The sequence below is a fragment of the Mannheimia pernigra genome (assembly GCF_013377995.1).
GTDB lineage: Bacteria > Pseudomonadota > Gammaproteobacteria > Enterobacterales > Pasteurellaceae > Mannheimia > Mannheimia pernigra.
The window spans coordinates 837,688-861,303 of record NZ_CP055305.1 but is presented as its reverse complement, the minus strand read 5'-3'; the positions used below and the strand labels follow the sequence as shown (position 1 = coordinate 861,303).

At 42.0% G+C, this 23,616-nt stretch carries 25 protein-coding genes, 1 other RNA gene, 1 pseudogene and 1 other annotated feature; of the genes and pseudogenes, 7 read left to right on the top strand and 20 right to left on the bottom strand.

Features of this window, described 5'->3' with window-relative positions:
* The 4 genes from pgl to nudE form a co-directional block, all read right to left on the bottom strand.
* Positions 1 to 699 (bottom strand): 6-phosphogluconolactonase, encoded by a 699-nt coding sequence (gene pgl / locus HV560_RS04225; protein WP_176812230.1) that lies wholly within the window; start codon positions 697 to 699, stop codon positions 1 to 3.
* Between the two features lie 82 nt (positions 700 to 781).
* A complete protein-coding gene (gene zwf, locus HV560_RS04220; protein WP_176812229.1) occupies positions 782 to 2,272 on the bottom strand; it encodes a glucose-6-phosphate dehydrogenase in 1,491 nt (496 codons plus the stop codon).
* Between the two features lie 78 nt (positions 2,273 to 2,350).
* Positions 2,351 to 3,169 carry a 3'(2'),5'-bisphosphate nucleotidase CysQ gene (gene cysQ / locus HV560_RS04215; protein ID WP_176807510.1) on the bottom strand — a complete coding sequence of 273 codons (819 nt, stop codon included), beginning with the start codon at positions 3,167 to 3,169 and terminating at the stop codon, positions 2,351 to 2,353.
* A gap of 30 nt (positions 3,170 to 3,199) precedes the next feature.
* On the bottom strand, positions 3,200 to 3,745 hold the full coding sequence (gene nudE / locus HV560_RS04210; protein ID WP_159629080.1) for an ADP compounds hydrolase NudE: 546 nt from the start codon (positions 3,743 to 3,745) through the stop codon (positions 3,200 to 3,202).
* A 99-nt stretch (positions 3,746 to 3,844) separates the two neighbouring features.
* On the opposite strand from nudE, the gene hslR reads away from it, so the two are divergent.
* Complete coding sequence (gene hslR / locus HV560_RS04205; protein ID WP_159629079.1) at positions 3,845 to 4,255, top strand: ribosome-associated heat shock protein Hsp15; 411 nt, start codon at positions 3,845 to 3,847, stop codon at positions 4,253 to 4,255.
* A 164-nt stretch (positions 4,256 to 4,419) separates the two neighbouring features.
* Positions 4,420 to 5,313, top strand: a complete 894-nt coding sequence (hslO, locus tag HV560_RS04200; RefSeq protein WP_176812829.1) for an Hsp33 family molecular chaperone HslO — start codon at positions 4,420 to 4,422, stop codon at positions 5,311 to 5,313.
* A gap of 81 nt (positions 5,314 to 5,394) precedes the next feature.
* On the opposite strand, the gene hisIE is transcribed toward hslO, so the two are convergent.
* From hisIE to rsmC, 11 genes are all read right to left on the bottom strand, one after another.
* Positions 5,395 to 6,030: a bifunctional phosphoribosyl-AMP cyclohydrolase/phosphoribosyl-ATP diphosphatase HisIE gene (gene hisIE, locus HV560_RS04195; RefSeq protein ID WP_176807513.1), complete on the bottom strand. Its 636-nt coding sequence runs from the start codon at positions 6,028 to 6,030 to the stop codon at positions 5,395 to 5,397.
* A gap of 22 nt (positions 6,031 to 6,052) precedes the next feature.
* The gene (locus tag HV560_RS04190) at positions 6,053 to 6,733 is read right to left on the bottom strand and encodes a methylated-DNA--[protein]-cysteine S-methyltransferase (protein WP_202880336.1); all 681 of its coding nucleotides are present in this window, start codon (positions 6,731 to 6,733) and stop codon (positions 6,053 to 6,055) included.
* 148 nt (positions 6,734 to 6,881) lie between these two features.
* Complete coding sequence (gene hisF, locus HV560_RS04185; RefSeq protein WP_176809606.1) at positions 6,882 to 7,655, bottom strand: imidazole glycerol phosphate synthase subunit HisF; 774 nt, start codon at positions 7,653 to 7,655, stop codon at positions 6,882 to 6,884.
* Complete coding sequence (gene hisA / locus HV560_RS04180; RefSeq protein WP_176812227.1) at positions 7,637 to 8,386, bottom strand: 1-(5-phosphoribosyl)-5-[(5-phosphoribosylamino)methylideneamino]imidazole-4-carboxamide isomerase; 750 nt, start codon at positions 8,384 to 8,386, stop codon at positions 7,637 to 7,639. Before hisA ends, hisF begins: the two co-directional genes overlap by 19 nt.
* A gap of 154 nt (positions 8,387 to 8,540) precedes the next feature.
* Positions 8,541 to 9,134 carry an imidazole glycerol phosphate synthase subunit HisH gene (gene hisH / locus HV560_RS04175; protein ID WP_176812226.1) on the bottom strand — a complete coding sequence of 198 codons (594 nt, stop codon included), beginning with the start codon at positions 9,132 to 9,134 and terminating at the stop codon, positions 8,541 to 8,543.
* A gap of 7 nt (positions 9,135 to 9,141) precedes the next feature.
* Complete coding sequence (locus HV560_RS04170; RefSeq protein WP_176812225.1) at positions 9,142 to 9,975, bottom strand: hypothetical protein; 834 nt, start codon at positions 9,973 to 9,975, stop codon at positions 9,142 to 9,144.
* A 150-nt stretch (positions 9,976 to 10,125) separates the two neighbouring features.
* Positions 10,126 to 11,214, bottom strand: a complete 1,089-nt coding sequence (gene hisB, locus HV560_RS04165) for a bifunctional histidinol-phosphatase/imidazoleglycerol-phosphate dehydratase HisB (RefSeq protein ID WP_176812224.1) — start codon at positions 11,212 to 11,214, stop codon at positions 10,126 to 10,128.
* Between the two features lie 158 nt (positions 11,215 to 11,372).
* Positions 11,373 to 12,425 (bottom strand): histidinol-phosphate transaminase, encoded by a 1,053-nt coding sequence (gene hisC / locus HV560_RS04160; protein WP_176812223.1) that lies wholly within the window; start codon positions 12,423 to 12,425, stop codon positions 11,373 to 11,375.
* Between the two features lie 28 nt (positions 12,426 to 12,453).
* Complete coding sequence (locus HV560_RS04155; protein ID WP_176812222.1) at positions 12,454 to 12,894, bottom strand: GNAT family N-acetyltransferase; 441 nt, start codon at positions 12,892 to 12,894, stop codon at positions 12,454 to 12,456.
* Positions 12,895 to 12,905: 11 nt separating this feature from the next.
* Positions 12,906 to 13,880, bottom strand: coding sequence for a virulence RhuM family protein/type II toxin-antitoxin system death-on-curing family toxin (locus HV560_RS04150; protein ID WP_176812221.1), 975 nt, complete (start codon positions 13,878 to 13,880; stop codon positions 12,906 to 12,908).
* 22 nt (positions 13,881 to 13,902) lie between these two features.
* Positions 13,903 to 14,023: a sequence feature (His leader region), on the bottom strand.
* Positions 14,024 to 14,151: 128 nt separating this feature from the next.
* Positions 14,152 to 15,141 (bottom strand): 16S rRNA (guanine(1207)-N(2))-methyltransferase RsmC, encoded by a 990-nt coding sequence (gene rsmC / locus HV560_RS04145; protein ID WP_176812220.1) that lies wholly within the window; start codon positions 15,139 to 15,141, stop codon positions 14,152 to 14,154.
* Between the two features lie 140 nt (positions 15,142 to 15,281).
* On the opposite strand from rsmC, the gene HV560_RS04140 reads away from it, so the two are divergent.
* Positions 15,282 to 15,704 (top strand): DNA polymerase III subunit psi, encoded by a 423-nt coding sequence (locus tag HV560_RS04140; RefSeq protein ID WP_176812219.1) that lies wholly within the window; start codon positions 15,282 to 15,284, stop codon positions 15,702 to 15,704.
* Complete coding sequence (gene rimI / locus HV560_RS04135; protein WP_159629066.1) at positions 15,697 to 16,134, top strand: ribosomal protein S18-alanine N-acetyltransferase; 438 nt, start codon at positions 15,697 to 15,699, stop codon at positions 16,132 to 16,134. Before HV560_RS04140 ends, rimI begins: the two co-directional genes overlap by 8 nt.
* Before the next feature lie 46 nt (positions 16,135 to 16,180).
* Here the strand turns inward: rimI and typA are convergent, their stop codons facing one another.
* Positions 16,181 to 18,028 carry a translational GTPase TypA gene (typA, locus tag HV560_RS04130; RefSeq protein ID WP_176812218.1) on the bottom strand — a complete coding sequence of 616 codons (1,848 nt, stop codon included), beginning with the start codon at positions 18,026 to 18,028 and terminating at the stop codon, positions 16,181 to 16,183.
* 184 nt (positions 18,029 to 18,212) lie between these two features.
* Positions 18,213 to 18,890 (bottom strand): YggS family pyridoxal phosphate-dependent enzyme, encoded by a 678-nt coding sequence (locus HV560_RS04125; protein WP_176809595.1) that lies wholly within the window; start codon positions 18,888 to 18,890, stop codon positions 18,213 to 18,215.
* 70 nt (positions 18,891 to 18,960) lie between these two features.
* Here HV560_RS04125 and HV560_RS04120 point away from each other — a divergent pair, with 70 nt between their 5' ends.
* Positions 18,961 to 19,500 carry a KdsC family phosphatase gene (locus HV560_RS04120; protein WP_176812217.1) on the top strand — a complete coding sequence of 180 codons (540 nt, stop codon included), beginning with the start codon at positions 18,961 to 18,963 and terminating at the stop codon, positions 19,498 to 19,500.
* Between the two features lie 18 nt (positions 19,501 to 19,518).
* Here the strand turns inward: HV560_RS04120 and HV560_RS04115 are convergent, their stop codons facing one another.
* From HV560_RS04115 to rpoH, 3 genes are all read right to left on the bottom strand, one after another.
* A complete protein-coding gene (locus HV560_RS04115; RefSeq protein ID WP_159629062.1) occupies positions 19,519 to 19,827 on the bottom strand; it encodes a DUF3144 domain-containing protein in 309 nt (102 codons plus the stop codon).
* Positions 19,828 to 19,911: 84 nt separating this feature from the next.
* Positions 19,912 to 20,265 carry a fluoride efflux transporter FluC gene (locus HV560_RS04110; protein ID WP_176812216.1) on the bottom strand — a complete coding sequence of 118 codons (354 nt, stop codon included), beginning with the start codon at positions 20,263 to 20,265 and terminating at the stop codon, positions 19,912 to 19,914.
* 28 nt (positions 20,266 to 20,293) lie between these two features.
* Entirely contained in the window at positions 20,294 to 21,250 is a 957-nt protein-coding gene (gene rpoH, locus HV560_RS04105; RefSeq protein ID WP_176812215.1) for an RNA polymerase sigma factor RpoH, read from the bottom strand.
* 236 nt (positions 21,251 to 21,486) lie between these two features.
* Here rpoH and ssrA point away from each other — a divergent pair.
* Together ssrA and HV560_RS04095 are read left to right on the top strand one after the other, a co-directional pair.
* Positions 21,487 to 21,853: a transfer-messenger RNA gene (gene ssrA, locus HV560_RS04100) on the top strand.
* Between the two features lie 256 nt (positions 21,854 to 22,109).
* Positions 22,110 to 23,336, top strand: a pseudogene (locus tag HV560_RS04095) (integrase arm-type DNA-binding domain-containing protein).
* The last annotated feature ends 280 nt before the right edge of the window (positions 23,337 to 23,616 follow it).

Sequence of the window (23,616 nt, the reverse complement as noted above, 5' to 3'; positions counted from 1 at the left end):
CTAAAGATATTTCGCCGCATCGCTATCCAACACCCACTCCGTTACGCCATTTTTCGCTTTAATTTTTGCTGCTGGGTAAGGTAAATTTTCTGCCAGTGTGGTTTGGATTTCTTTTACAATTTCCGCTTTTGAACTGCCTGTTACTAAGTAAGTAATCCGTTTTGCTTTTTCAATAAGTGTGGCGGTTTTAGAAATGCGGATTTGCCCTGTTTCTGGGTGCTTCGCAATTACAGCAACAGCGGGATCGTTAAAATCAGTTTGGTGTGGAAAAAGCGAGGCGGTGTGGCCGTCTGTTCCCATACCTAAAATAATCCAATCAAAGGCTAAATTTGGCACACAAGCGGTCAATTCTACCGAAAATCTTGCAAGTTCTAGCTCTACGTTTTCTTCACCACGAATGCGATGAATATTTTCTGCTGGAATTTGAATATGGTCGAACAATAATTTTTGTACTTCGCCGTAGTTACTTTCTGGATCGGTTGGATGAACCATACGATCATCACCCCACCAAAAATGGAGATTTTGCCACTGAATTTCGGTGTTAAATGGAGCTTGAGCCAACGTTTTAAATAATAATTTCGGCGTTGAACCACCAGAAAGTGAAATATGCACTGGGCGGTTTTGTTCGCTGTAGGCTTTAAACTCTTTAGCGATTTGCTCGACTGCAGATTGTGCTGTTGGGAAAATCTTAGTTTGCATCATCATTTCCTTGTAAGGTGTATGTCATACACCCATTACAATATTTCGGGCATGCGATGCACGCCGCTATATTGATTATTTATTAAACCTTTTTCTTCATCATTCCTGATGGTTTACGCCATACTCTGCCGTGTTTTGCAATGAGCTTATCCGCTTCTGTCGGACCCCAAGTGCCAGATTCATATTCATAAACACGACCACGATTTGCTTTGTATTCCAAAATCGGCTGCACAAATCGCCAGCAAGCGTGAACTGCATCGGTACGAGCAAAAAGTGTTGCATCGCCTTTTAACGCATCTAACAATAAGCGTTCATAAGCCGTTAATAGGCTTGAAGAAGAGCTTAGATCTGAATAGCGGAAATCCATCGACACTTCCTTCGCCTCAAAACCAGCCCCTGGTTTTTTTAAGCCAAAACGCATTGAAATACCTTCATCAGGTTGAACACGAATAATGAGTTTATTCTCTGGTGCATTTTGGCTAAATACTGGATGTGGCGTAGTTTTAAAGTGAATTACAATTTCAGTAATACGCGTTGGTAAACGCTTACCCGTACGCACATAGAAAGGCACGCCAGCCCAACGCCAGTTATCAATCTCACATTTTACCGCCATAAACGTTTCCGTGTTTGAATCTGGAGGCACGCCATTTTCTTCTACATAAGCAGGTAACTCTTTACCATCAACCGTGGCACGTGCATACTGCCCTAACACCACGTTATTTTTAACATCTTCTTCGGTTAATGGATGCAAACAGTGCAACACTTTCGCGACTTCATCACGCATTGAGTTGGCGTTAATAATCGCAGGCGGTTCCATTGCTACCATTGCTAACACTTGCAATAGATGATTTTGGAACATATCACGCATTGCCCCCGAATCATCATAATAACCGCCACGATCTTCTACGCCTATAGATTCCGCACCAGTAATTTCCACATAATCAATAAAGTTGCGATTCCAAAGCGGCTCAAATAAACCATTTGAAAAGCGTAACACAAGCAAGTTTTGTACCGTTTCTTTACCTAAATAGTGGTCAATACGGTAGATTTGATGTTCTGCAAAGTATTTATGAATTTGAACATCTAATTTTTTTGCGGTTTCAATATCATAGCCAAACGGTTTTTCAACAATAATACGCTTCCAGCCAGTTTCTTCAGTCGTCAAATCGTGAGCGGCTAAACATTCAGGAATCGTACCGTATAAGCTCGGTGGTGTTGAGAGATAGTAAAGCGTGTTACCTGCGGTTTGATATTTTTCGTGTAATTCACCAAGACGAGGAAGTAATTTGGCATAATCTGCCGCATCAGAAGTATTTAATGCTTGATAATAGAGATGTTCACAAAATGAATCTAATTCATCTCCTTCTGCTTTCTCAAATTTTACTAACGCATCACGCATTTTTTTACGAAAGGTTTTATCGGTTAAATCAGAACGAGAAACGCCTAATACCGAGAAATGTTCGCCCAATCTTCCAATTTTGTATAAATTATAAAGTGCAGGAATCAGTTTACGAAAGGTTAAATCGCCAGACGCACCAAAAATGACCACGCAACTATTTTCAGCATTATTCATTTATATAATCCTATTAATTCTAATTGTTAAAATATTGTTGAGTGCAAGATTATCATAAAAATTGCTAATGGGAACTACCTATTTGAATAAAAATATTTTATCCCAATTTAGTGAGCTGTTTTTAACCATCACAAAGTAAGGATTAATAAAGGTTTCACGCAGGTTATAAGTTAATGGCGAGAAATCAAAGTCGAACACAGCTCCCCCCACTTCTTTAAGCAACACTTCTGCCACAGCGGTATCCCACTCGCCAGTATCACCAAAACGAATATAACAATCCGCTTTACCTTCCGCCACCAAGCCTGCTTTTAAACTACTTGAACCATATTGCAAAAACTGAACCTCACGCCCACCTACAGTTTGCAAGGCTTTATCGGCTTGAATTTGGCTACCAACAGTAATCACTAACGGTTTTTCCTCACAGTAAGGCGTGCTTACAAGCGGTCGAGTTTTGCCATTTTCTTGCAAAAATGCACCGCTTGCTTCCATAGCAAAATAGAGTTTCTCCACGATTGGCGCGTAAATTACACCCAACACAGGCTGATTTTTCTCGCCTCTTTTCTGCACCAAACCAATCACAATCGAAAACTGATCTGTACGGTTAATAAATTGCTGAGTGCCATCTAACGGATCGATAATCCAATATTCCTGCCATTGATTACGCTCAGACAAGGCAATATTGCAACTTTCCTCAGACAAAACAGGAATATCTGGCGTAAGTTGTGTTAAACGTTCGGTTAATAATTGGCTAATAAACAGATCTGCTTCTGTCACTGGGGTATCATCTGGCTTAATTTTCACCGCTACCGAACGAGTGTAGAACTGTATTAAGTGCTCACCAGCCTCTTTCGCAATGGCGATAATATTATCAAGTAGTTGTTGGTTTAACGTTTGCATTTTGCCCCCGAAAGGCTTGTTCTTTTTCGCTTATTTATTTTTCAAATAATCTCTTAACATAAACAACGCAGATAAATTACGTGATTCTGCAAAACAGGGATCTGCTAATAAATCATCAATTTTATCTAACGGATAACGTACTATTTCCAATGGTTCAGGCTCATCACCCTCTAATTTAGAAAGGTAAAGATCTTCTGCCACAAAAACGTGCATTAAACCATACATATGGCTTGGAGAACTGTAAAGTGAACGCAAAAAATCTAATTTTTTCGCCCCAAAACCTATCTCTTCCTGCAATTCTCGGTTAGCACTCTCAATTGGCTCCTCGCCTGCATCAACAATACCTTTTGGAAAACTTAACTCATAACGCTCAGAGCCAACGGCATACTCTTTAATCATAATCAATTCATTATCTTGAATTGGCATTACCAGCACCGCAGAACGACGCTGTGGTGTTAAACGTTCGTAAACCCGCTCTTCTCCATTAGAAAAACGCAGATCAATAGATTGCACCTCGAAAATACGTGTTTTCGCAAGCGTGGTAATTTTTAGAATGTCAGGAAGCTGTTTTCTCATTTTTCTCTCACCTTTTTATTAGGGTGTGTTTTCATTTTAGTTGAAAAAACACATTTTTGCTCTAATATTTCAACTATTGTTTTGATTTTAAGGCAGAAAATGAAAAATAAAAACGAAAAAGAAAAACAGGAAATCCGTTTAGACAAATGGCTTTGGGCAGCTCGCTTTTACAAAACACGCACCATTGCAAAGGCGATGATTGAAGGTGGAAAAGTGCATTATAACGGGCAACGAGCGAAAGTAAGTAAAGCGGTAGAAATTGGTGCAACCATCAAACTCCGTCAAGGCAACGAAGAAAAAGAGATCGAAGTGTTGGCATTAAACGACCAACGACGCGGAGCCTTAGAGGCACAACTGCTCTATCAAGAAACGGAAAAAAGCGTCAAGCACCGTGAGGCAATGGCATTTGCCCGTAAAGCAAATGCCCTTTCTATGCCACACCCAGATCGCCGTCCAAACAAAAAAGAGCGGAGAGAGTTAATCAAATTCAAAGAACAAGAATTTGGCTAATTACCGAATGAATTTGCCCTTGCAATCAAAAAAATAATCCTTATATTGAGAGCATCTTACAGCGGTGAGCAGTTGGCTCACCTTTTATTTTTACAAGCGGTTACATTTCCACAAAAATGTGCAAATTTTCAGCCAAAATCGACCGCTTGCAACGAGGAATCACAATGAACTACACCAAAGACAACGACAAACTCTATCGCTATTTATTCAAAGATCGTGCGGTGCGTGGCGAATGGGTGCGTTTAAATAATACGTTCACGGAAACGCTCAACACCCACGCCTATCCCAAAGCCGTGCAAAATTTGCTCGGCGAAATGCTCGTTGCCACCAGCCTTTTAACCGCCACAATGAAATTTAACGGCACGATCACCGTGCAAATTCAAGGCGATGGCCCGTTAAAATTAGCGGTGGTAAACGGCAACGATAATCAACAACTACGTGCTTTAGCCCGTGTTCAAGCAGACATTCCAGACAATGCCACATTAGCAGAGATGCTAGGCAACGGCGTGTTGGTCATTTCGATTATCCCAACAGATGGCGAACGCTATCAAGGCGTAATTGCCTTAGATAAACCCACGATTCGTGAATGTTTGGAAGATTATTTTGAGCGTTCAGAACAGCTACAAACGCACCTAATTATTCGCAACGGCGAATATGATGGCAAAGCAGTGGCGGCTGGAATGTTGCTACAAATTATGCCAGATGGCACAGGAACTCGTGATGATTTCGAGCATTTAGCCACCTTAACTGAAACGGTAAAAGACGAAGAATTATTCGGCTTGGAAGCAGAGGAATTGCTTTACCGCCTCTACCACGAAGAACAAGTGGAAATCTATCCGCCACAAGATACCGAGTTCAAATGCGGCTGCTCAAGAGAGCGTTCAGGCTCGGCATTACTGCTCGTGCCAGCAGACGAAATCGACGAGATGTTAGCGGAAAAACAAGGCGTGATCGATATGCAATGCGAATGCTGCGGCACCCAATATTTCTTTGATAAAACAGCGATTGAAGGCTTTAAAGAAGAAGCAGAAAAATTAAGTCAATTAGGCTTAAATTAATCTCTCTACTAAAACAAGCGGTCAAATTCCGATGATTTTTTGCAATTTGTAAAAAATAGAAGAAATTCGACCGCTTGTGCTTTATTTATTTGAACCCTCAGGGTGCAAGCCAATCCCTTTATGGCGTTCTTTCAATTTTGCATTCACTTCCGCCCAAGAGAGATCTGCGTTGTGCAATAACACCGTTAAATGGTAAGCCAGATCCGCCACTTCGCTTACTAACTCTTCCCGATCATTTTTCATTGCTGCAATCACGCTCTCCACCGCTTCTTCTCCCACTTTTTGAGCAATTTTCGGCGTGCCTTTGGCGTAAAGTTTAGCCGTATAAGAACTATCTGGATCCGCATTTTTACGCTCTGCGATCATTCGCTCGAATTTAGAGAAAAAGATCCAATCGGGCTGTTCTTGTTCAAATTGATGAAAACAGCTCTCTGCCCCGGTGTGACAAGTTTCACCAATCGGATTAGCAAGAATGAGCAGGGTATCGTTGTCGCAATCAAGGCTGAAATCCACCACATTCAAAAAATTGCCCGAGGTTTCACCTTTTGTCCATAAGCGTTGCTTGGTGCGAGAGTAGAACGTCACTCGTTTTTCATTGAGCGTTTTTTCTAGGGCTTCGGCGTTCATATAGCCAAGCATTAACACTTCGCAGGTTTGGGCATTTTGGACGATAACGGGCAATAAACCGTCCACTTTTTGCCAATCAATATTTTGCATGTTCACTTCTCTCTATTGGTCATTAATTAAAAGTCTTTTCTAATTTCAATAAGGCTCTCTTTCGATCAACTCCACCGCCATAACCTACTAAATCACCATCGCTACCTATCACACGATGGCAAGGAATAATAATAGAAATTTGATTTCGCCCATTAGCTGCAGCTATGGCTCTAATCGCACTGAGTTTACCCATAGACTCTGCTTGCAATTTATAGCTGCTGGTTGACCCATAAGGAATATTCAGTAACGCTTGCCAAACACTTTTTTGAAATTCTGTGCCAATAATATCAAGAGGAATGCTAAAATTTTTTCTTTCTCCAGCAAAATATTCACTAAGCTCTTGCGTAAGTTGAATACTTTGTTCGGTGGTTTGAAAAATAAAATTCGCTTTGAGATTTTTTTGTAAAGCCAACAGCTCGCTTTCTAACATTTTTCTATCGCAGAACTCTAATAAACACAAGCCTTTTTCCGAGAATATGGCTAACATTTCACCCAAAGGAGTCTCAATATAATTAGCACTTAAGGTTTGTTTAAACTTTTCGTTGATTTGATGTAATAAATAATCAACACGTCTTAAACGCACATATTTTCCTAAAGATATGCCAAGTGCTTTTTGAAAATCTTTTTTAAATACCAATAATTCAGCCTCTGAATTAAAGGGAAAAAGAGAATAAGATTTTGGCGGATTATTTTGGGTAACCAACCAATCGGCTATCGTTTTCCACTGACTTGGTAAAGCGGAAACTATATCCCATATTTGCATTTTTTACTCCTTTTTTGACCGCTTACAAAATTTGCGTAGGGGCAAGTTTCAACTCGCCTATCGGGAGGGTTAAAACCCTCGCCTACGATTATCTACGAACCTCAACCCCTTCCGCCGCCAAATACGCCTTCAGCTCACCAATATCAATAATCCGCTTATGAAACACACTTGCCGCCAAGGCTCCATCAACTTTTGCATCAATAAAAGCATCACGGAAATGCACCATTTCGCCTGCACCGCCTGAGGCGATGAGTGGGACTTGGCAAACTTCACGCACTTTTTTCAGCTGCACCAAATCGTAGCCATTACGTACACCGTCTTGGTTCATCATATTCAGCACGATTTCACCTGCTCCACGTTTTTGCACTTCTGCCACCCAGTCAAGCAACTGCCAGTTGGTTTGGCGAGTGCGTTTTTCATCGCCGGTGTATTGATTGACCCAGTATTTGCCCGTTTCTTGCTCGAACCAGCTATCAATGCCAACCACGATTGCTTGCACGCCAAAACGATCTGCCAAACGGCTAATCAAATCAGGATCAGCAAGGGCTGGTGAATTGATCGAAATTTTATCCGCCCCGAATGCAAAAATTTGCTCAGCATCAGCAATGGTTTTAATCCCACCCGCCACGCAAAACGGAATGTCAATCACCTGTGCCACACGCTCCACCCAGCTTTTATCCACCGTGCGACCGTCGCTTGATGCGGTGATGTCATAAAACACCAGCTCGTCTGCACCCTCGTCTGCATAACGCTGGGCGAGCGGCACAATGTCACCAATAATTTCATGATTGCGAAACTGCACGCCTTTGACGACCTGTCCGTCACGCACGTCCAAACAAGGAATTATCCGTTTTGCCAACATTCTATTGCCTCCGCTACATTAAATTTTCCTTCAAGCAACGCTCGCCCCACAATCACGCCCGCCACACCTGTGCCTTTTAAGGCTTCAATGTCGGCAAGCGAGCCAATACCGCCTGAGGATTGGAACTGAATTTCAGGATATTTGGCACAAATTTCTTTGTATAAGTCCACATTCGAGCCAGCCAGCGTGCCGTCCCGAGAGATGTCGGTGCAAAGCACGTGCTGCAAACCAACCGTTTGAAAGTCTTCGATCAGCTCTTCGAGCAACACACCACTCGCCTCTTGCCATCCGCTAATTGCGATGATTTTTTGACCGCTTGCGTCAATATTCACATCAAGGGCAAGCACGAATTTTTCCGCCCCATATTTTTTAAACCAGCCTTTCACCATTTCAGTCTGTTTAACCGCAGTCGAGCCAATCACCACACGGTTCGCTCCAACGGCAAGCAAATCTGCCACATCTTGCTCGCTACGAATACCGCCACCGACTTGAATTTTGCAGTTTGTGGCATTAATGATGTTGCCGATTAAGGCAGTTTGGCGTTTGGCTGGATCTTTCGCCCCGGTCAAATCTACCAAATGCAGCTGCTCCGCCCCTTGGTCAAGATAATCAGCAAATTGAGCGATAGGGTCATCGCTGTAAGTGGTCTGTTTGGCATAATCGCCTTGGTGCAACCGCACCACTTGCCCGTCGATAAGATCGAGGGCGGGGATGATTTGAGAGTGTTTCATATTGTTTTCCTGTCCCCAGCACGAGCCGTGCTGGGCTGAATAATCCCAGTCGCTCTGCGACTGTCTGTCTAAGCTACGGAGTAGCTTGGTTTATCTAGCCCCATACGGCTCGTATGGGGTGCAAGCGATCAAATTCTTCCAAAAACTTGCAAAATTAGACATTCTCCACAAAATTCCTTAGCAACGTCGTCCCTGCTGCTCCTGAACGCTCGGGGTGAAACTGTACGCCGTAGAAGTTTTTATTGGCAATCGCCGCTGAAAACGGCACGCCGTAGTCGCAGGTGGCGATGGTGTGGGCGTTCGGGCTGACCGCATAGCTATGCACAAAATAAAAATGGTTGCCTTGCTCAATGCCGTGGAAAAGCGGGTGATCTTTAGCGTAATTGACCTTGTTCCAGCCCATATGCGGCAAGGGCAAGCCGGTGTTTGGTAAGCGTTCGGTGTTGCCACTCATCAAGCCGAGCGTTGCCACATCGCCTTCGCTCGAAAATTCAGTCATCAGCTGCATACCCAAACAGATGCCTAGCATTGGCTGGGTGGCGTTTTGGATCGTTTCAATCAACTGACGATCATGCAGATTTTTCATCGCCGCGATTGCCGTTCCCACACCGGGGAGCAACAGTTTATCGGCGGATTGGATTTTATTGAGATCACGAGAGATCTCCGCTTGAATGCCAAGACGGTCAAACGCAAATTTGACCGAAGACAGGTTGGCACAGCCTGTGTCGATGATTACTAAGTTTGTCATTTTAATCCTATGTAAATAATTCAATAACAGCAAGAGCAATACCTATAATGGCAAAACATAAATTCCATTTTTCTTGTTTAGATTGCTTTTCTTTTTCTTGTGTCACTCTTTTATTTTCTGAATCTAAATTTAAAATATAATGAACATTAGATAGTTGTTCTAATAATTCTTTTGATGAAACATCAATCTCAAATACTCTATCTATTTCTTTCCATGTCTCAGTTAAACTGGCTTTATCTATCAATACTGGTTGATGAAATAAGAAAATAGAGTTAAATTTAGCAGCTTCAATGTACAGCTTATTAAGCTCATCAATATCGCAATTTGCACAATTTACTTTCTGAGACAAATTATTGGAAATATATTCGATCGCACCAAGATAAGCATAAGCCAAAGATAATAAAATAACTTGTCTATAAAAGTTATCTTTTTGATTTTCAATTTTCGAAAAAAATGAAAGACCTCTGCCATCAATATGTGCATAATGTGAAGGATATTCTATAAAATCACATTTCTTAATTGACTTAGATCCTCGGATAGATATAGATAGCTTTTCAGCATCAACATCACCAAATTCATTATTACAAATAAAACTAGCCGTCGTTAGCTTTTTGAATACTTTAAAATCTAGCTCATCCCTACTAACATAAATATGTTGCTCATAAGGCTTACCTTTAAAAAAATTAAGAATCCAACTCCCTTTTTCATCCTCTAAAAAATCAGAATTAACTAATAGAATCTCTCTCAAAAAACCGATCTTCCCTCCAATTTTGAGTTGATTAGGGCTACTTGTATCAAATTTTCTATCTGTCCTATAAATGATAAGAGTTTCATGTTTCATCTTATATCTCACCCTACTTATACTGAATACAAGCGGTCAAATTCTCCCAAAAACTTTGCAAAAATCAACCGCAATTTTGCCCTATCCCTCCGAAAATCCTGCGGATTTTCTCCACCCTGTTCCATAAATGGGAGAGGGAAAAGCGAGAAATTACAACACCCCTTTTGAACTCGGTAATTCATTCCCTTCAATGCGGATACACTGTCTTAGCGTTCTGCCAAACACTTTGAACAAACTTTCGATTTTGTGGTGGTCGTTGTCGCCTTTTGCTTTGATGTGGAGCGTGGCGAGCAGGGTAAAAGCGATGGATTGGAAGAAATGTTCGGTCAGTTCAGTGCTGAAATCACCCACTTTGTCACGTTTGAAATCGGCTTTGAATTTGATGAACGGTCTGCCCGATAAATCCATCGTACATTCCGCTTTGCATTCGTCCATCGGCAGCACGAAGCCGAAGCGGGCGATGCCACGTTTGTCGCCGATGGCTTGTTTTAACGCCGTGCCGAGGGCGAGGGCGGTGTCTTCGACGGTGTGGTGTTCGTCAATCCAGAGGTCGCCTTTGGTGGTGATGTTCATTCGGAAGCCGCCGTGGGTGGCGATTTGGTCGAGCATATGGTCGAAAAAGCCCACGCCCGTGCTGATTTCGTTCGTGCCGGTTTCGTCCAGCCAGACTTGCACTTTGATGTCAGTCTCTTTGGTTTTACGCACGACTTCCGCATAACGTGGCGTGCGGTCGCCAATGTTGGTAACGGCTTCGCCCAACAGTTTTTCGGTGATTAAATCCCAGTTCAGCTTTTCAGGGTGATATTGCAAGGCACGAATGCCGAGATTTTCCGCCAGTTGCACATCGGTAGCACGGTCGCCAATCACAAAGCTGTTGGCTGGCTCGAACAGTTGGCGGTCAATGTATTTTTGCAGCAGTTTGGTGTGTGGTTTACGGCAATCGCAGCCGTCTTCAGGCTTGTGAGGGCAAATCAATACCTCATCAAATTCAATGCCTTGTGAATTGAACACCGCCATCATTGCGTTATGCGGTTTGTCAAAATCGTCCTGTGGGAATGAGCTGGTGCCTAAGCCGTCTTGGTTCGACACCATCACAAAACGGTATTTGCCTTTTAGTTTTAGCAAGGCAGGAATAACGTTTTTCTCGAATTTGAGTTTTTCCAAGCTGTCAATTTGAAAATCAGTTTTCGGCTCGTCAATTAACGTGCCGTCACGGTCGATGAAAAGAGTGGGTTGCATATTTTTCTCCTGTAATTGCCTAGCACCCTCGTGCTAGGTTACGCATAATATCGATGCTCTACATCGGGTTATAAGTCTTTTTCAAAAAATTGTTCGTTTATTTCCAAGGCAAATCCACGGACGATGTCCGTGGTTACGCATCGTGCTGATGCTCCGCATCACACTTGTTTGACTGCTTCAATCACTCTTTGATTTTCTTCTGCTGTACCAATCGTAATCCGAATGCAGTTTTGTAAGCCCAACGCCTTGTGCTGATCCCGCAAAATAATCCCCTGATCCCAAAGCGCTTTGAACACTTTCTGCCCGTCTTGGCATTTGAACAAGAGATAGTTGGCTTCGCTGTCAAAAACTTTTTCTACAAGCGGTAGGTTTTCGAGATTTTTTTGCAAATCGGTACGCAGGGTAATCACTTCTGCCACGCGCTCACGCATTTGTTCAATGCCTTGTGGAGAAAGGGCTTGGGCGGCAATGTCGGAAACTGGCACAGGCAGCGGATAGGGGGCGATGACTTTTTGCAGCACGCCGATCAACTCCGCATTCGCCAAAGTAAAACCACAACGTAAGCCAGCCAACGCAAAGGCTTTGGAAAGCGTGCGGATAATCGCCAAGTGCGGATAACTCGGCAGTTCGTTTGCCAACGTCGCTTCAGGGCAGAATTCGATGTAGGCTTCATCAACCACCACAATCGCTTTGCCAGCAGTGATTTGCAAAAGTTCGAGTAAATCTGACCGCTTGATAAGATTGCCCGTCGGATTGTTCGGGCTACAGACGAAGACGATTTTTACGCCGTCCAAATTGCGTTTAATTTCAGGCAGATTGAGTTGAAAATCCGTGGTCAGCGGCACGGTTTTGGTGTTGATGCCACAAGTATCCGCACTCACGGCGTACATTCCGTAAGTTGGCGGGCAGTAAAGAATTTGATCACTTGGCTCACAAAAGGCACGAATCAGCAGCTCAATGCTCTCATCGCCGCCACGAGAAACCAGCACATTTTCAGGGGCAACGCCTGCATAACGGGCATAGCCCTCAATTACTGCCAGCGGCTGCGGCTCAGGGTAGCGGTTAAACGTGTGGTCGGTTAAGCCAAAGTTTGGCGACACCGCATATTCATTGGCATTCAGCCACACATCACCACTGCCACCCAATCGGCGGGCGGATTGGTAGGGCGTGAGGGCTTGAATGTTTTTTCGGGAAAGTTGTGAGATTGTCATATTGTGTTCCTGTTAATTTATAATTAATTTAAAAATTCTTACGATATTGAATAACACCGCTATCATTAGCCAATTTATTATAAAGTTGTTGTGCTTGGTGATTATTTTTATCTGTAACCCAATAAACACGATTATATTTATGTTCTTTTGCATATTGGTAAATATATTCAATCAATTTTTTGCCTATTCCTTGATTTCGATATTCAGGTAAAACAAATAAATCCTCTAAATAACAACAGTCTGTTAAATTCCAAGTATTTGGATGGATAACAACATGCACAAAACCGATCATCTTATTGTCAACAAATGCCCCAAATCCTTTAACATTTTCACTATTTGAAACCTTCTGCCAAGTTGATTGAATAATATCATCCGATAAATTAACTTGATAAAAATCTAAATAGCCTTGCCATAATAATCTCCACTCTGTGAAATTTTGAGATGCTAACGGCGAAATATTAATACTCATATATTTTCCTGTTATTCTTTTAATAAAATAAAATGCTCAATTAATTTAATCATCAACTCTTTTTGTTCGGGCAGACTTTCCGCCACCAGCAACGCCAATGCAACTAACGTATTGTCATTAATCAGTTGCTCTACAGGCTTGGCGAGCAAATGCTGATTCAGGCGTAAATACCATAAAAACAAGAACGAGCCTGTGCGTTTATTGCCATCCGTGAGTGGGTGGTTTTTAATCACAAAATAGAGCAAATTCGCCGCACGGCTGGCAACATTCGGGTAAAACAGTTCATCGCCAAAGCCTTGCTCAATCGTCGCTACCGCAGAAGCCAAGCCATCATTTCGAGGATTGCCGAACAATTCTGTCGCTTCGCCTTTGTCAATCAAGGTTTGCTTTAGTTGTGAAATCGCCGACCACACTTGTTCCATTTCAAGCGAAATCATCTCTGATTGTTTATGCGGATTGGCTTGCAAACTCTGTTCATCGTAGGCTTGGAGCAAGCTCCAACTGCGAGCGTAATCTTGTACCACGTTCAACACTGCTTGCCCGTCAGACGTTACTAGTGCTTGATTAGCTAAAGTTTGGCTCAACAATCCGATAACCTGCTCAAATTCAATCCCTTTTTCCTGCAAACGGCGTTCATTGAGAGCATAGCCTTTCACAAGATAATCCTTTAATCGAGCAGTTGCCCAACGGCGAAAAGCAACACCTTGAGGAGATTTAATACGGTAGCCCACAGAAATAATAGTTTCTAAGTCATAAAAGGTGACTGGACGGTCTGAAAAAGCAATATGCATTTTTTGCATATTGCTTTTTTCTGTAATTTCACCCTCTTCTAAAGCATTACGAATATGGCGTGAAATCACAGATTGATTACGCCCAAATAATTCCACCATTTGTGCCTGCGAAAGCCAAACCGTATCTTGATTAAATTGAACTTCAATATTCGTTGTGCCATCTTGGCTTTGATAAATTTCAATCGGATTTGTCATTATTACTACCTAAATTTAACCATAAAAAAATCTCCCGAAAGTTGCCTTCCGAGAGATCCTTTTTATTGCCACACTTGCTCGGAAGATCTATCTTCCGTATGCACCAAATGCCCGAAAGATATCAGGAAAGATGGTGATGATGATGTGAAGTGCGGTTAAAATTCATTGTGTTTCTCCAAACATTGTTGGAACGAATTTACGCCAACAAAAAATAAATAGCAAGTATTTTTTAGCCAAATTTTGCTTTTTTTTCTATCCGCCTAATATTCCATTAAGCTCTCGCTGAATACACCTTAAACTTTGTCGATTTTGCCAACACTTCGTGTTTGCCAAAGGTTTTATTTAGCAAATCAGGATAAGGCAAGAACGCATTTGCCACAATACGTAATTCACCGCCTTTAGTTAAATGGTTCTTAGCTTGAAAAATCAGTTCTTCTACTGCTCGATAGGCAGTATCCACACCATCGTGGAACGGTGGATTTGAAACAATCAAATCAAAACGATCATTAATATGGGAAAATACATCGCTTGCCAGCACTTCTCCCTCCAGCTGATTTTCCGCTAGAGTACGGTGGCTAGATTCGATCGCCATTGCGTGAATATCGCTCATTGTAAGTTTGATTTTTGGGAATTGCTGTTTCAGCGTTGCCCCAATTACGCCTGCTCCGCAGCCTAAATCAAGCACTTTGCCTTTAAGACGATCTTCTTTGCGAAAAGTTGAGAGTAATAATTTCGTGCCGTTATCCAATTCTGACGAACTAAAGACGGCAGGTAAGGTAAACACGTCTAGATCTTGCAAGCGGTAAGATTTCCAGAATTTTTTGCAATCAAATTCAGGTATAGTTTGTAGCTCAAAATGATATAAACCACAACGGCGAGCGGAATCAATTTTAGCGATATTGCCAAACGGCTCAAGCAATTTTTCCGCCGAACGCACGCCAGCACGGTTTTCACCAATAATCAGCATTTCCTGCCCCACTTTGCATTGCGAAAGCCATTGCAATAGTTGGAATCGGCACTCTTGTTTGTTTTTTGTCCAATAAAAAACCGCAAACTCCGCAGATAGCCCACATTCCAAACCAAATTCCACATTTTGATGATGGCGAGTATAGTTAAAATAGCTACTAAATACCGCCACATTTTTAGCACGAGATTGCAACTGTTGGGCAAAATCATCTCGTATATCACCAAACAATAACACTGATTTTTGTTCAAATAACGCTAAATGACGTCCAAGCACTTCGCTTTCTAAAGAGAGCATTTTCTTACCTTATCTAAAAAATTTAACGTGAATATACCGAATTTAGGCGGAGAAATCTTGCTAAACCTATCAATTTTTTGAAAAAAGTTTCTGATTAGTCGCAGTTTTGGTACTATTTGCAAAATTTGATGAGGTATTAGATGAATCGTCGTGATTTACTGTTAAATGAAATGGGCATTTCGCAATGGGTTTTAGCCAAACCCCAAGTGCTAAAAGGCGATGCACAAATTCGTTTAGATAAAAAAATTAAATTCGTTGTGGTGTGTGAGGAAGATCACCAAAGCAGTGGGCTGTTTGCTGATCTCTTAATTGCATTAAACTTACAAAAAAGCGAGTATCAATGGCTCGATGCGGAACAATCACAACGCTTAGTATTTGAACATTCTCCCCTCATTTGGCTGATTCAAGCGGAAGAACAAGCGGTTAAAATTGCAAAAAATATTGCAAATCAGACCGCTTGGAAAAATGCGTCTTGGCAAGATCTCGCAAAATCATCACCAAAACGCCAACTTTGGCAACAAATAGAAACCTATTTCGCACAATTGGAAAAACAGGATGATTAAACCAGTAGAAACACCCGATTTTGAGCGATTGTTTGAAATTGAGCAAAAAGCCCATTTAGTGCCGTGGAGCAAAGGCACGCTGTTAAATAATCAAGGCGAGAAATATCTCAACTTAAAATTAATGGAAAAGAATCAAATTGTCGCCTTCGCTATTAGCCAAATTGTGTTAGACGAAGCCACGTTGTTCAACATTGCTGTCGCCCCCGAATTTCAAGGCAAAGGCTTTGGCAAGCGGTTACTTTCTGCCCTCATTTTGCAACTGCAACAGAGAAATGTCGCTACCCTTTGGCTGGAAGTAAGAGAATCTAACCTCACCGCCCAGAAATTATATAATTCTCTCGGGTTTAATGAGGTCACAATCCGTAAAAATTACTACCCTACGCTAAACGGCGGCAAAGAAAATGCAGTGGTGATGGCGTTGTATTTATAACCTAAAATGCAAGAAAAAAGAGCGACCTAGGTCGCTCTTTTTCGTATTAATGTGTGCTAGTGCTCGTTGTAGTACGGCTTGCACGTTTGCGGTCGTTTTCCGTTAATAAACGTTTACGGATACGCACCGATTGTGGCGTAACTTCAACTAATTCGTCATCATCAATGAACTCTAATGCTTGTTCCAATGAAAAACGAACTGGCGTGGTTAGCACAATCGCATCGTCTTTGCCTGATGCACGCATATTGGTTAATTTTTTACCTTGTAAACAGTTTACGGTTAAGTCGTTTGAACGGCTATGAATACCAATGATTTGACCTTCGTAAACATCCACACCGTGGTCGATCATTAATTTACCACGCTCTTGTAAACCAAATAATGCGTATGCTAACGCTTTACCCGTTGCGTTTGAAATTAACACGCCGTTTTTACGCTGACCGATTTCGCCCGGTTTTACGTCATCATAGTGGCTGAATGTAGAGTAAAGTAAACCAGTACCTGAGGTCATCGTCATAAATTCGTTACGGAAACCGATTAAGCCACGGCTTGGGATCACATACTCTAAACGGGTACGACCTTTGCCGTCCGGGATCATATCACGCACTTCACCTTTACGGATACCAAGTGCTTCCATCACTGAACCTTGGTGTTGCTCTTCGATATCAATCGTCACTTGCTCAAACGGCTCTTGTTTTTTGCCGTCTTCTTCACGGTAGATTACTTTCGGGCGAGACACTGCTAACTCGTAACCTTCACGACGCATATTTTCGATTAATACCGATAAGTGTAATTCGCCACGACCTGACACACGGAATTCGTCTGGGTTCGAGGTTTCTTCCACACGCAATGCCACGTTGTGGACTAATTCTTTGTTTAAACGCTCAAGAATTTGGCGTGAAGTCACAAATTTACCTTCTTGACCGCAGAATGGCGAGGTGTTTACGCAGAAGAACATCGTTACCGTTGGTTCATCAACGCTTAATGCCGGTAAAGCCTCTACTGCGTTAATATCACAAATAGTATCTGAAATATTTAATTCGCCTAAACCAGTAATCGCAACAATATCGCCAGCAAAGGCTTCTGTTGCTTCAAAACGTTGTAAACCTAAATGCCCCAACACCTGACCGATACGACCTTGGCGAGTTTTGCCTTCGCTATCTACAATCGTTACCGCTTGGTTAGGTTTCACCGAACCACGTTTGATACGTCCAATACCGATAACGCCCACATAGTTGTTGTAGTCTAATTGTGAAATCTGCATTTGGAACGGTGCATCTAATTCCACTTGTGGTGGTTGAACGTGTTTGACAATCGCTTCATAAAGTGGGGTCATATCTACCGCTAGGTCTTCGTGTTCTAAGCCTGCTACACCATTTAAGGCTGAAGCGTAGATAATTGGGAAATCTAACTGCTCATCACTTGCACCTAAATTTACAAACAAGTCGAACACTTGATCCACCACCCAATCAGGGCGAGCACCTGGGCGGTCAACTTTATTGATCACTACGATTGGTTTTAAACCGTGAGCGAACGCTTTTTGCGTGACGAAACGGGTTTGCGGCATCGGGCCATCAAAGGCATCAACCACTAACAGAACAGAATCTACCATTGAAAGTACACGCTCAACCTCACCACCGAAGTCAGCATGCCCTGGAGTATCTACGATGTTGATGTGATAACCATTCCAGTTAATTGCCGTATTTTTTGCAAGAATGGTAATGCCACGCTCTTTTTCAAGATCGTTGGAATCCATTACACGCTCATCAACGTCACCACGAGTTTCACCAAAGGTGCCTGATTGTTGTAAAAGTTTATCAACCAAGGTGGTTTTACCGTGGTCAACGTGGGCAATAATTGCAATGTTACGCAATTTTGAAATATCTACATTTTGCATTGGAATATCTTTAAGTTAAGTCAAAATAAAAACTCTCGCCCATCAAAACTGGCGAGAGTCAAGAAATTAGGAGGCGTGATTATACAGACTTTTTCCGCTGTTGGCTACAAAACAAGCGGTGGAATTTGCAAAGTTTTTGGCGAATTTGACCGCTTGTATCAGCTTTATGTAAAAACTCAGCTGGCTAACGTCTCGCCCCAAAAATCGCAGTCCCAATCCGCACCATTGTTGAACCACATTCAATCGCAGCTTGCATATCATCCGACATTCCCATTGAAAGCGTATCAATGCCGTCAAATTCGGTTTGCAAGCGGTTGAAAAGTTGTTGCATTTTGCAAAGCGCGATTTTTTGTTGCTCTGGCTCACTTTCTGGTTTGGGAATTGCCATTAAGCCCCGCAATTTCAAATTCGGTAATTGCGAAATCGCTTGGGCGAGTGGTAGCATTTCATCTGGTTCAATGCCCGATTTCGAGGCTTCATCGCTGATATTAATTTGAATCAGCACGTTGAGCGGGGCTTTATCCGCTGGGCGTTGTTCGTTTAAACGCTCGGCAATTTTTAATCTATCCACCGTTTGAATCCAATCAAAATGCGTTGCCACCAACTTGGTTTTATTCGATTGCAGCGGTCCGATAAAATGCCATTCCAATTCAGGGCAATTTGCAAAAAATTCAATTTTTTCGACCGCTTCCTGCACATAATTTTCGCCAAATGCACGCTGCCCTGCCTCAATCGCCGCTTGAATCGCCTCAACTGGTTTAGTTTTGGAGACGGCTAACAAACGCACGTTATCTCGTTGATATTGTTCGGAAATTTGCTGAATTTGTTGGTGAATGTGCGATAAATTTACTGCAATCGACATTTTAGTTCCTTTAGTAAAAAGAGGTTAAAAACGCTATAATGGCGAATCATATCATATTTGAGGCAGAAAAATGTTAGACCTAACCAAGATTAAATTAGTGATTACCGATGTTGATGGCGTTTTAACCGACGGCGGAATGTATTACACCGAGCAAGGTGAAGTGATGAAACGTTTCCACGTTCACGATGGTTTAGGGGTAAAAATGTTGCAAAGTTGTGGCATTAAAGTGGCGGTGCTGTCAGGTGGCGATACCCCCTTACTTCGCAAACGCTTAAAGGTGTTGAAAATTGATTTAGCCCTGCTCGGTAAACTGGAAAAACGTTCCGCCTGTTTTGAATTAATGCAACAAGCCAGCGTAACGCCCGAGCAAACTGCCTATATTGGCGATGACACGTTAGACCTGCCAGCCTTTGAGGTGTGCGGTTTAGCAATCGCCACTCGTAATGCTCACGATTACATCAAAACTCAAGCGGATTGGGTTTTACAAAAAGCGGGCGGCGAGGGGGCATTCCGTGAAGTGTCTGACAAAATCTTAGAGGCTCAAGGCTTCGGTGAAATTTTTAAAACCGCAGATGGTTTTTTGAAAATTGCAGAGAAAATGGCACAGTAGTCAAAAAAACAAAGGCGGTTAATCCGCCTTTTTCCCTTCAATATAACGCTCGAAATTTTGGATATATTCGTCCAAATTTGCCATCAACATCTCTTTGTATTGTTCCACAAAATATTGAATCACCTCTTGTTTGGAATCCACCAGTTGCTGTTTGTATTCTGCTTTGCTGGAGGCTACGTAGGCGTTAAATCTGGCACAGGCGAATAGCATTGCGTTACTCACTTGGTTTGGGGCAATATTCTGCAAATGGGCGTTGGCGATGTTAATAAAGCCGTCTGCCCGCTGGTAGAAAGTGGGGTCAATGTGTTTGTTACTGATGTTGATCATAATGTTCAATCCTTATTATCTCTATTTAAACAAGCGGTCTTTTTCTTGCAAAGTTTTGCAATTTCACGCCATTATCAATGGAGATTATTTTTTCATTAAGTAAACAGCAAATAGGGTGCAAGCAAAACCACCTAGCGTATGTAATCCGAAAATAGCAAAAGCGGTAAGCCACTTGCTTTCAAGCAGATTTTTGCTCACTTCCGCTGAAAAGGCTGAAAATGTGGTAAAACAGCCCAGAAAACCAGTCACAAAGCAAAGTTTGGTCTGCTCAGATAATGAGATCCCCATCGTGAGCCCCATTAAAAAACAACCTAGCCAATTGATAAGCAATGTACCAAATGCTAAGGAGCCGAACAATGGATTGAGCCAAAGCCCCATCAGCCAACGAGTAAATCCGCCTACGATAGCACCAATAGAAATCAAGAGAAAAGTTGCCATTTTTACGCCCAAAATTACCGCTTGCAGCCTAAACCTCTAGCGTGATCGCCTCTTTAATTTTCTTTAATGCGGCATTTTCTAGTTGGCGAACACGTTCAGCAGAGATACTGTATTTATCCGCCAAATCTTGCAAGGTCGCTTTGTTATCGTCTAACCAACGGGTTTTGATAATATCTTGGCTGCGTTCATCAAGAGTAGCGAGAGCATAAGCTAGTTGAGCGGTAGCTTGCCCATTGTGTTGTTCGTATTCCAAATCATCAGCAAAATTAGAGCTATCATCTTCAATGTACATTGAAGGGACATAAGTACCTTCATCGTCATCTCCTGCTGGCAAATCGAAGCCTAAATCTTGTCCTGTCATACGAGATTCCATCTCTCGGACTTCTGCAACTGAAACCCCTAAATCGTCCGCTACTTTTTTGATCTCTTCTTCATTAAACCACGCCAAGCGGTTTTTATTTTTACGCAGATTGAAAAATAGCTTACGCTGCGCTTTAGTCGTTGCCACTTTCACAATTCGCCAATTTTTCAGCACATATTCGTGAATTTCTGCCTTTACCCAATGTACCGCAAAAGAAACCAATCGCACACCCACATTCGGATCAAAACGTTTTACCGCTTTCATCAGGCCAATATTACCTTCTTGAATTAAATCTGCCAGCGGCAGGCCATAACCCAAATAGCCGCGAGCGATATGAATGACAAAACGCATATGAGAAAGAATGAGCTGCTTGGCTGCTTCAACATCTTCATCATAATAGTAACGCTCCGCCAACGCTTTTTCTTGCTCAGCAGTGAGAATCGGATACTGATTTGCCATACGGATATAGCTATCTAAGTTCCCTTGTGGTACAGACATTGAGCCAGACACTAATGCAGGGTGGATAGCTTCTGATGTATATGCTTCCTCTATATCATCAACCTCCATAGGTTCAGCTTCTATAATTTCTGCATCTTCAATATCATTTTCTTCAAATTTTTTCATTCTACTTCTCTTAACCCTAAGCCAATTTAAACATTATAGCAGTGTTATCCTAATCTTTTATTAGAGAGACATAAAAAAGTTGAGTTCACTAGAAACTCAACTTTTTCTTTTCAGTAACAACCAGATTAGCACATAAGCATTTACCCGAAAAAAGAGGCTGAATCTCATTTTAATGACTACCATTTGCAAAATATTTTGCAAATTTAACCGCTTTCCTTTAGAATAGTGCCTCTTTTGGGGCTGATTTTGGATTCGACGGGATTAGCGAAGCCCAAGGTGCATGTCGAGGTGCGGTAGGCCTCGTAAACAAACCGCAAAATAATAGTCGCAAACGACGAACAATACGCTTTAGCAGCTTAATAACCTGCTTTAAAGCCTTATCTCCTCAGCTTCCGCTCGTAAGACGAGGATAAAGATAAGTCACCCAAAACGAGATCGTGTGGACGCCGCCGCTTTAGGATCGAAACACTAAATTGAATAAAGCTAGTTTATACATTGCGTGTCTGTCCGCTGTGTGTAAGCGAAATTAAAGACTAGACTAAACATGTAGTACTGAAGGTAGAGAAATTTCGGACGCGGGTTCAACTCCCGCCAGCTCCACCAAATTATAAACCTATAGCGTTCTATAGATACCTAAAAAGCCTTGAAAATCAATACTTCAAGGCTTTTTTATTGTCCGTTGCGTACCTCTATACGATACAATCAAATCCGAAGATTTTAGGAGTATATTTAGGAGTACGAGCAAACACTTATAAATTTTCGCACTCCTAAAATCACGTTAAAGCCTGACTAGATAAGGCTTTATCGCTTTTAGTTTTATACTCCTAAACGTTGGTTCTTATACTCCTAAAGGCTTACTATGGCGAGAAAAATCATACCTTTGAATGACACACAGATAAGAAAAGCGAAGCCCGAAGATAGCCCATTGAGAGATGGCAACGGCTTATTGCTGGTTATTACTCAAAATTCCAAATTTTGGCGGTTTAGATATGAGAGACCGTTCACAAAAAAACGAAATGATCTAAGCATTGGAGCTTACCCTGATATATCTTTAGCACAAGCGAGGGAAACTCGAGAGGAATATAGGGCCTTGCTTGCTCAGAATATCGATCCGCAACACCACCGCCAACAGCAAGAACAGGCGAAAGCAAATGAGCTTACCAATGTTTATGAGAAAGTGGCGTGGGCGTGGCTTGAACACCGCAAGACGAAGAAGAATTTTTCGGATAACTACCAAAAAGATGTGATCGCCCTTATCAAAAACAACCTATTGTCGCATTCCGGGCAAATGCCTATCACGCAGATAACCGCTCCGATGGCGATTAAGGCTTTTAAACAATATCAAGACGAGGGCAAGCTAGAGAAGTTAAAGCGTACTATTCAGAAGCATAATGAAATAATGACTTTTGCCGTACATCGTGAAATGATACCGGCTAACCCCACCGCCAACATTGCGAAAGAGTTCGATAGCCCAACGGTAGCGCATTTTAAGACAATCAAGCCTGAAGATTTAGGCGAGTTCTTATACACGCTACAGAACGCCCAAATTCATCTACAGACACGCTATTTAATTCTGTGGCAGTTACTCACAATGACACGCCCTAACGAAGCGGCTAAGGCGAAATGGGCGGATATAGACGAACGTGCGAAACTGTGGACGATACCGGCGGAAAATATGAAGCGAGGTATTGAGCATAAAATCACATTATCACGGCAAACAATCGCCCTCTTGCGAGAAATTAAGAAACTAAGTGGCGGCAAAGAATACATCTTCCCAAGTGTGAAGAACCCTCAAACGCACGTTAATACACAAACCGCCAACAGTGCGATCAAATGAATGGGCTACAAAGGCAAATTAGTAGCTCACGGCTTGCGGTCTATTGCCTCTACTTATCTCAATGAGAAAGGATATAACAGTGATTTAATCGAAGTGGCTCTATCTCATATAAACAGCAACAGAGTAAAGGCGGCTTATGACAGGGGCGAACGCCTAGAACAACGTTTTAAACTGCTCCAAGTATGGGCGGATTTTGTAGAAGAATGTTCACAAGGTAGCTTGCCTCAATATCATTTAAAAGTAGCTTAGTAAAACTTAGTAAATTTTCCGCCAAATATGACCGCTTGTAATGCCGTTAGGTTATCGCCTGACGGCTTTTTTATTGCCGTTCTTCTATATATATTTTTTTACAGCCAAACTTTTAAAAAAAATATCACCATTATCACCAAAATTAATATAAACCCTTATATATCAAGGCTCTAAGAGTGGTGATATTTTTTAAAAAAACATCACCAAAATATCACCAACTTCACCAAAACATCACCTAAATTGAGGGTAATGCTTGATAATGTGTATCTAATAGGATACT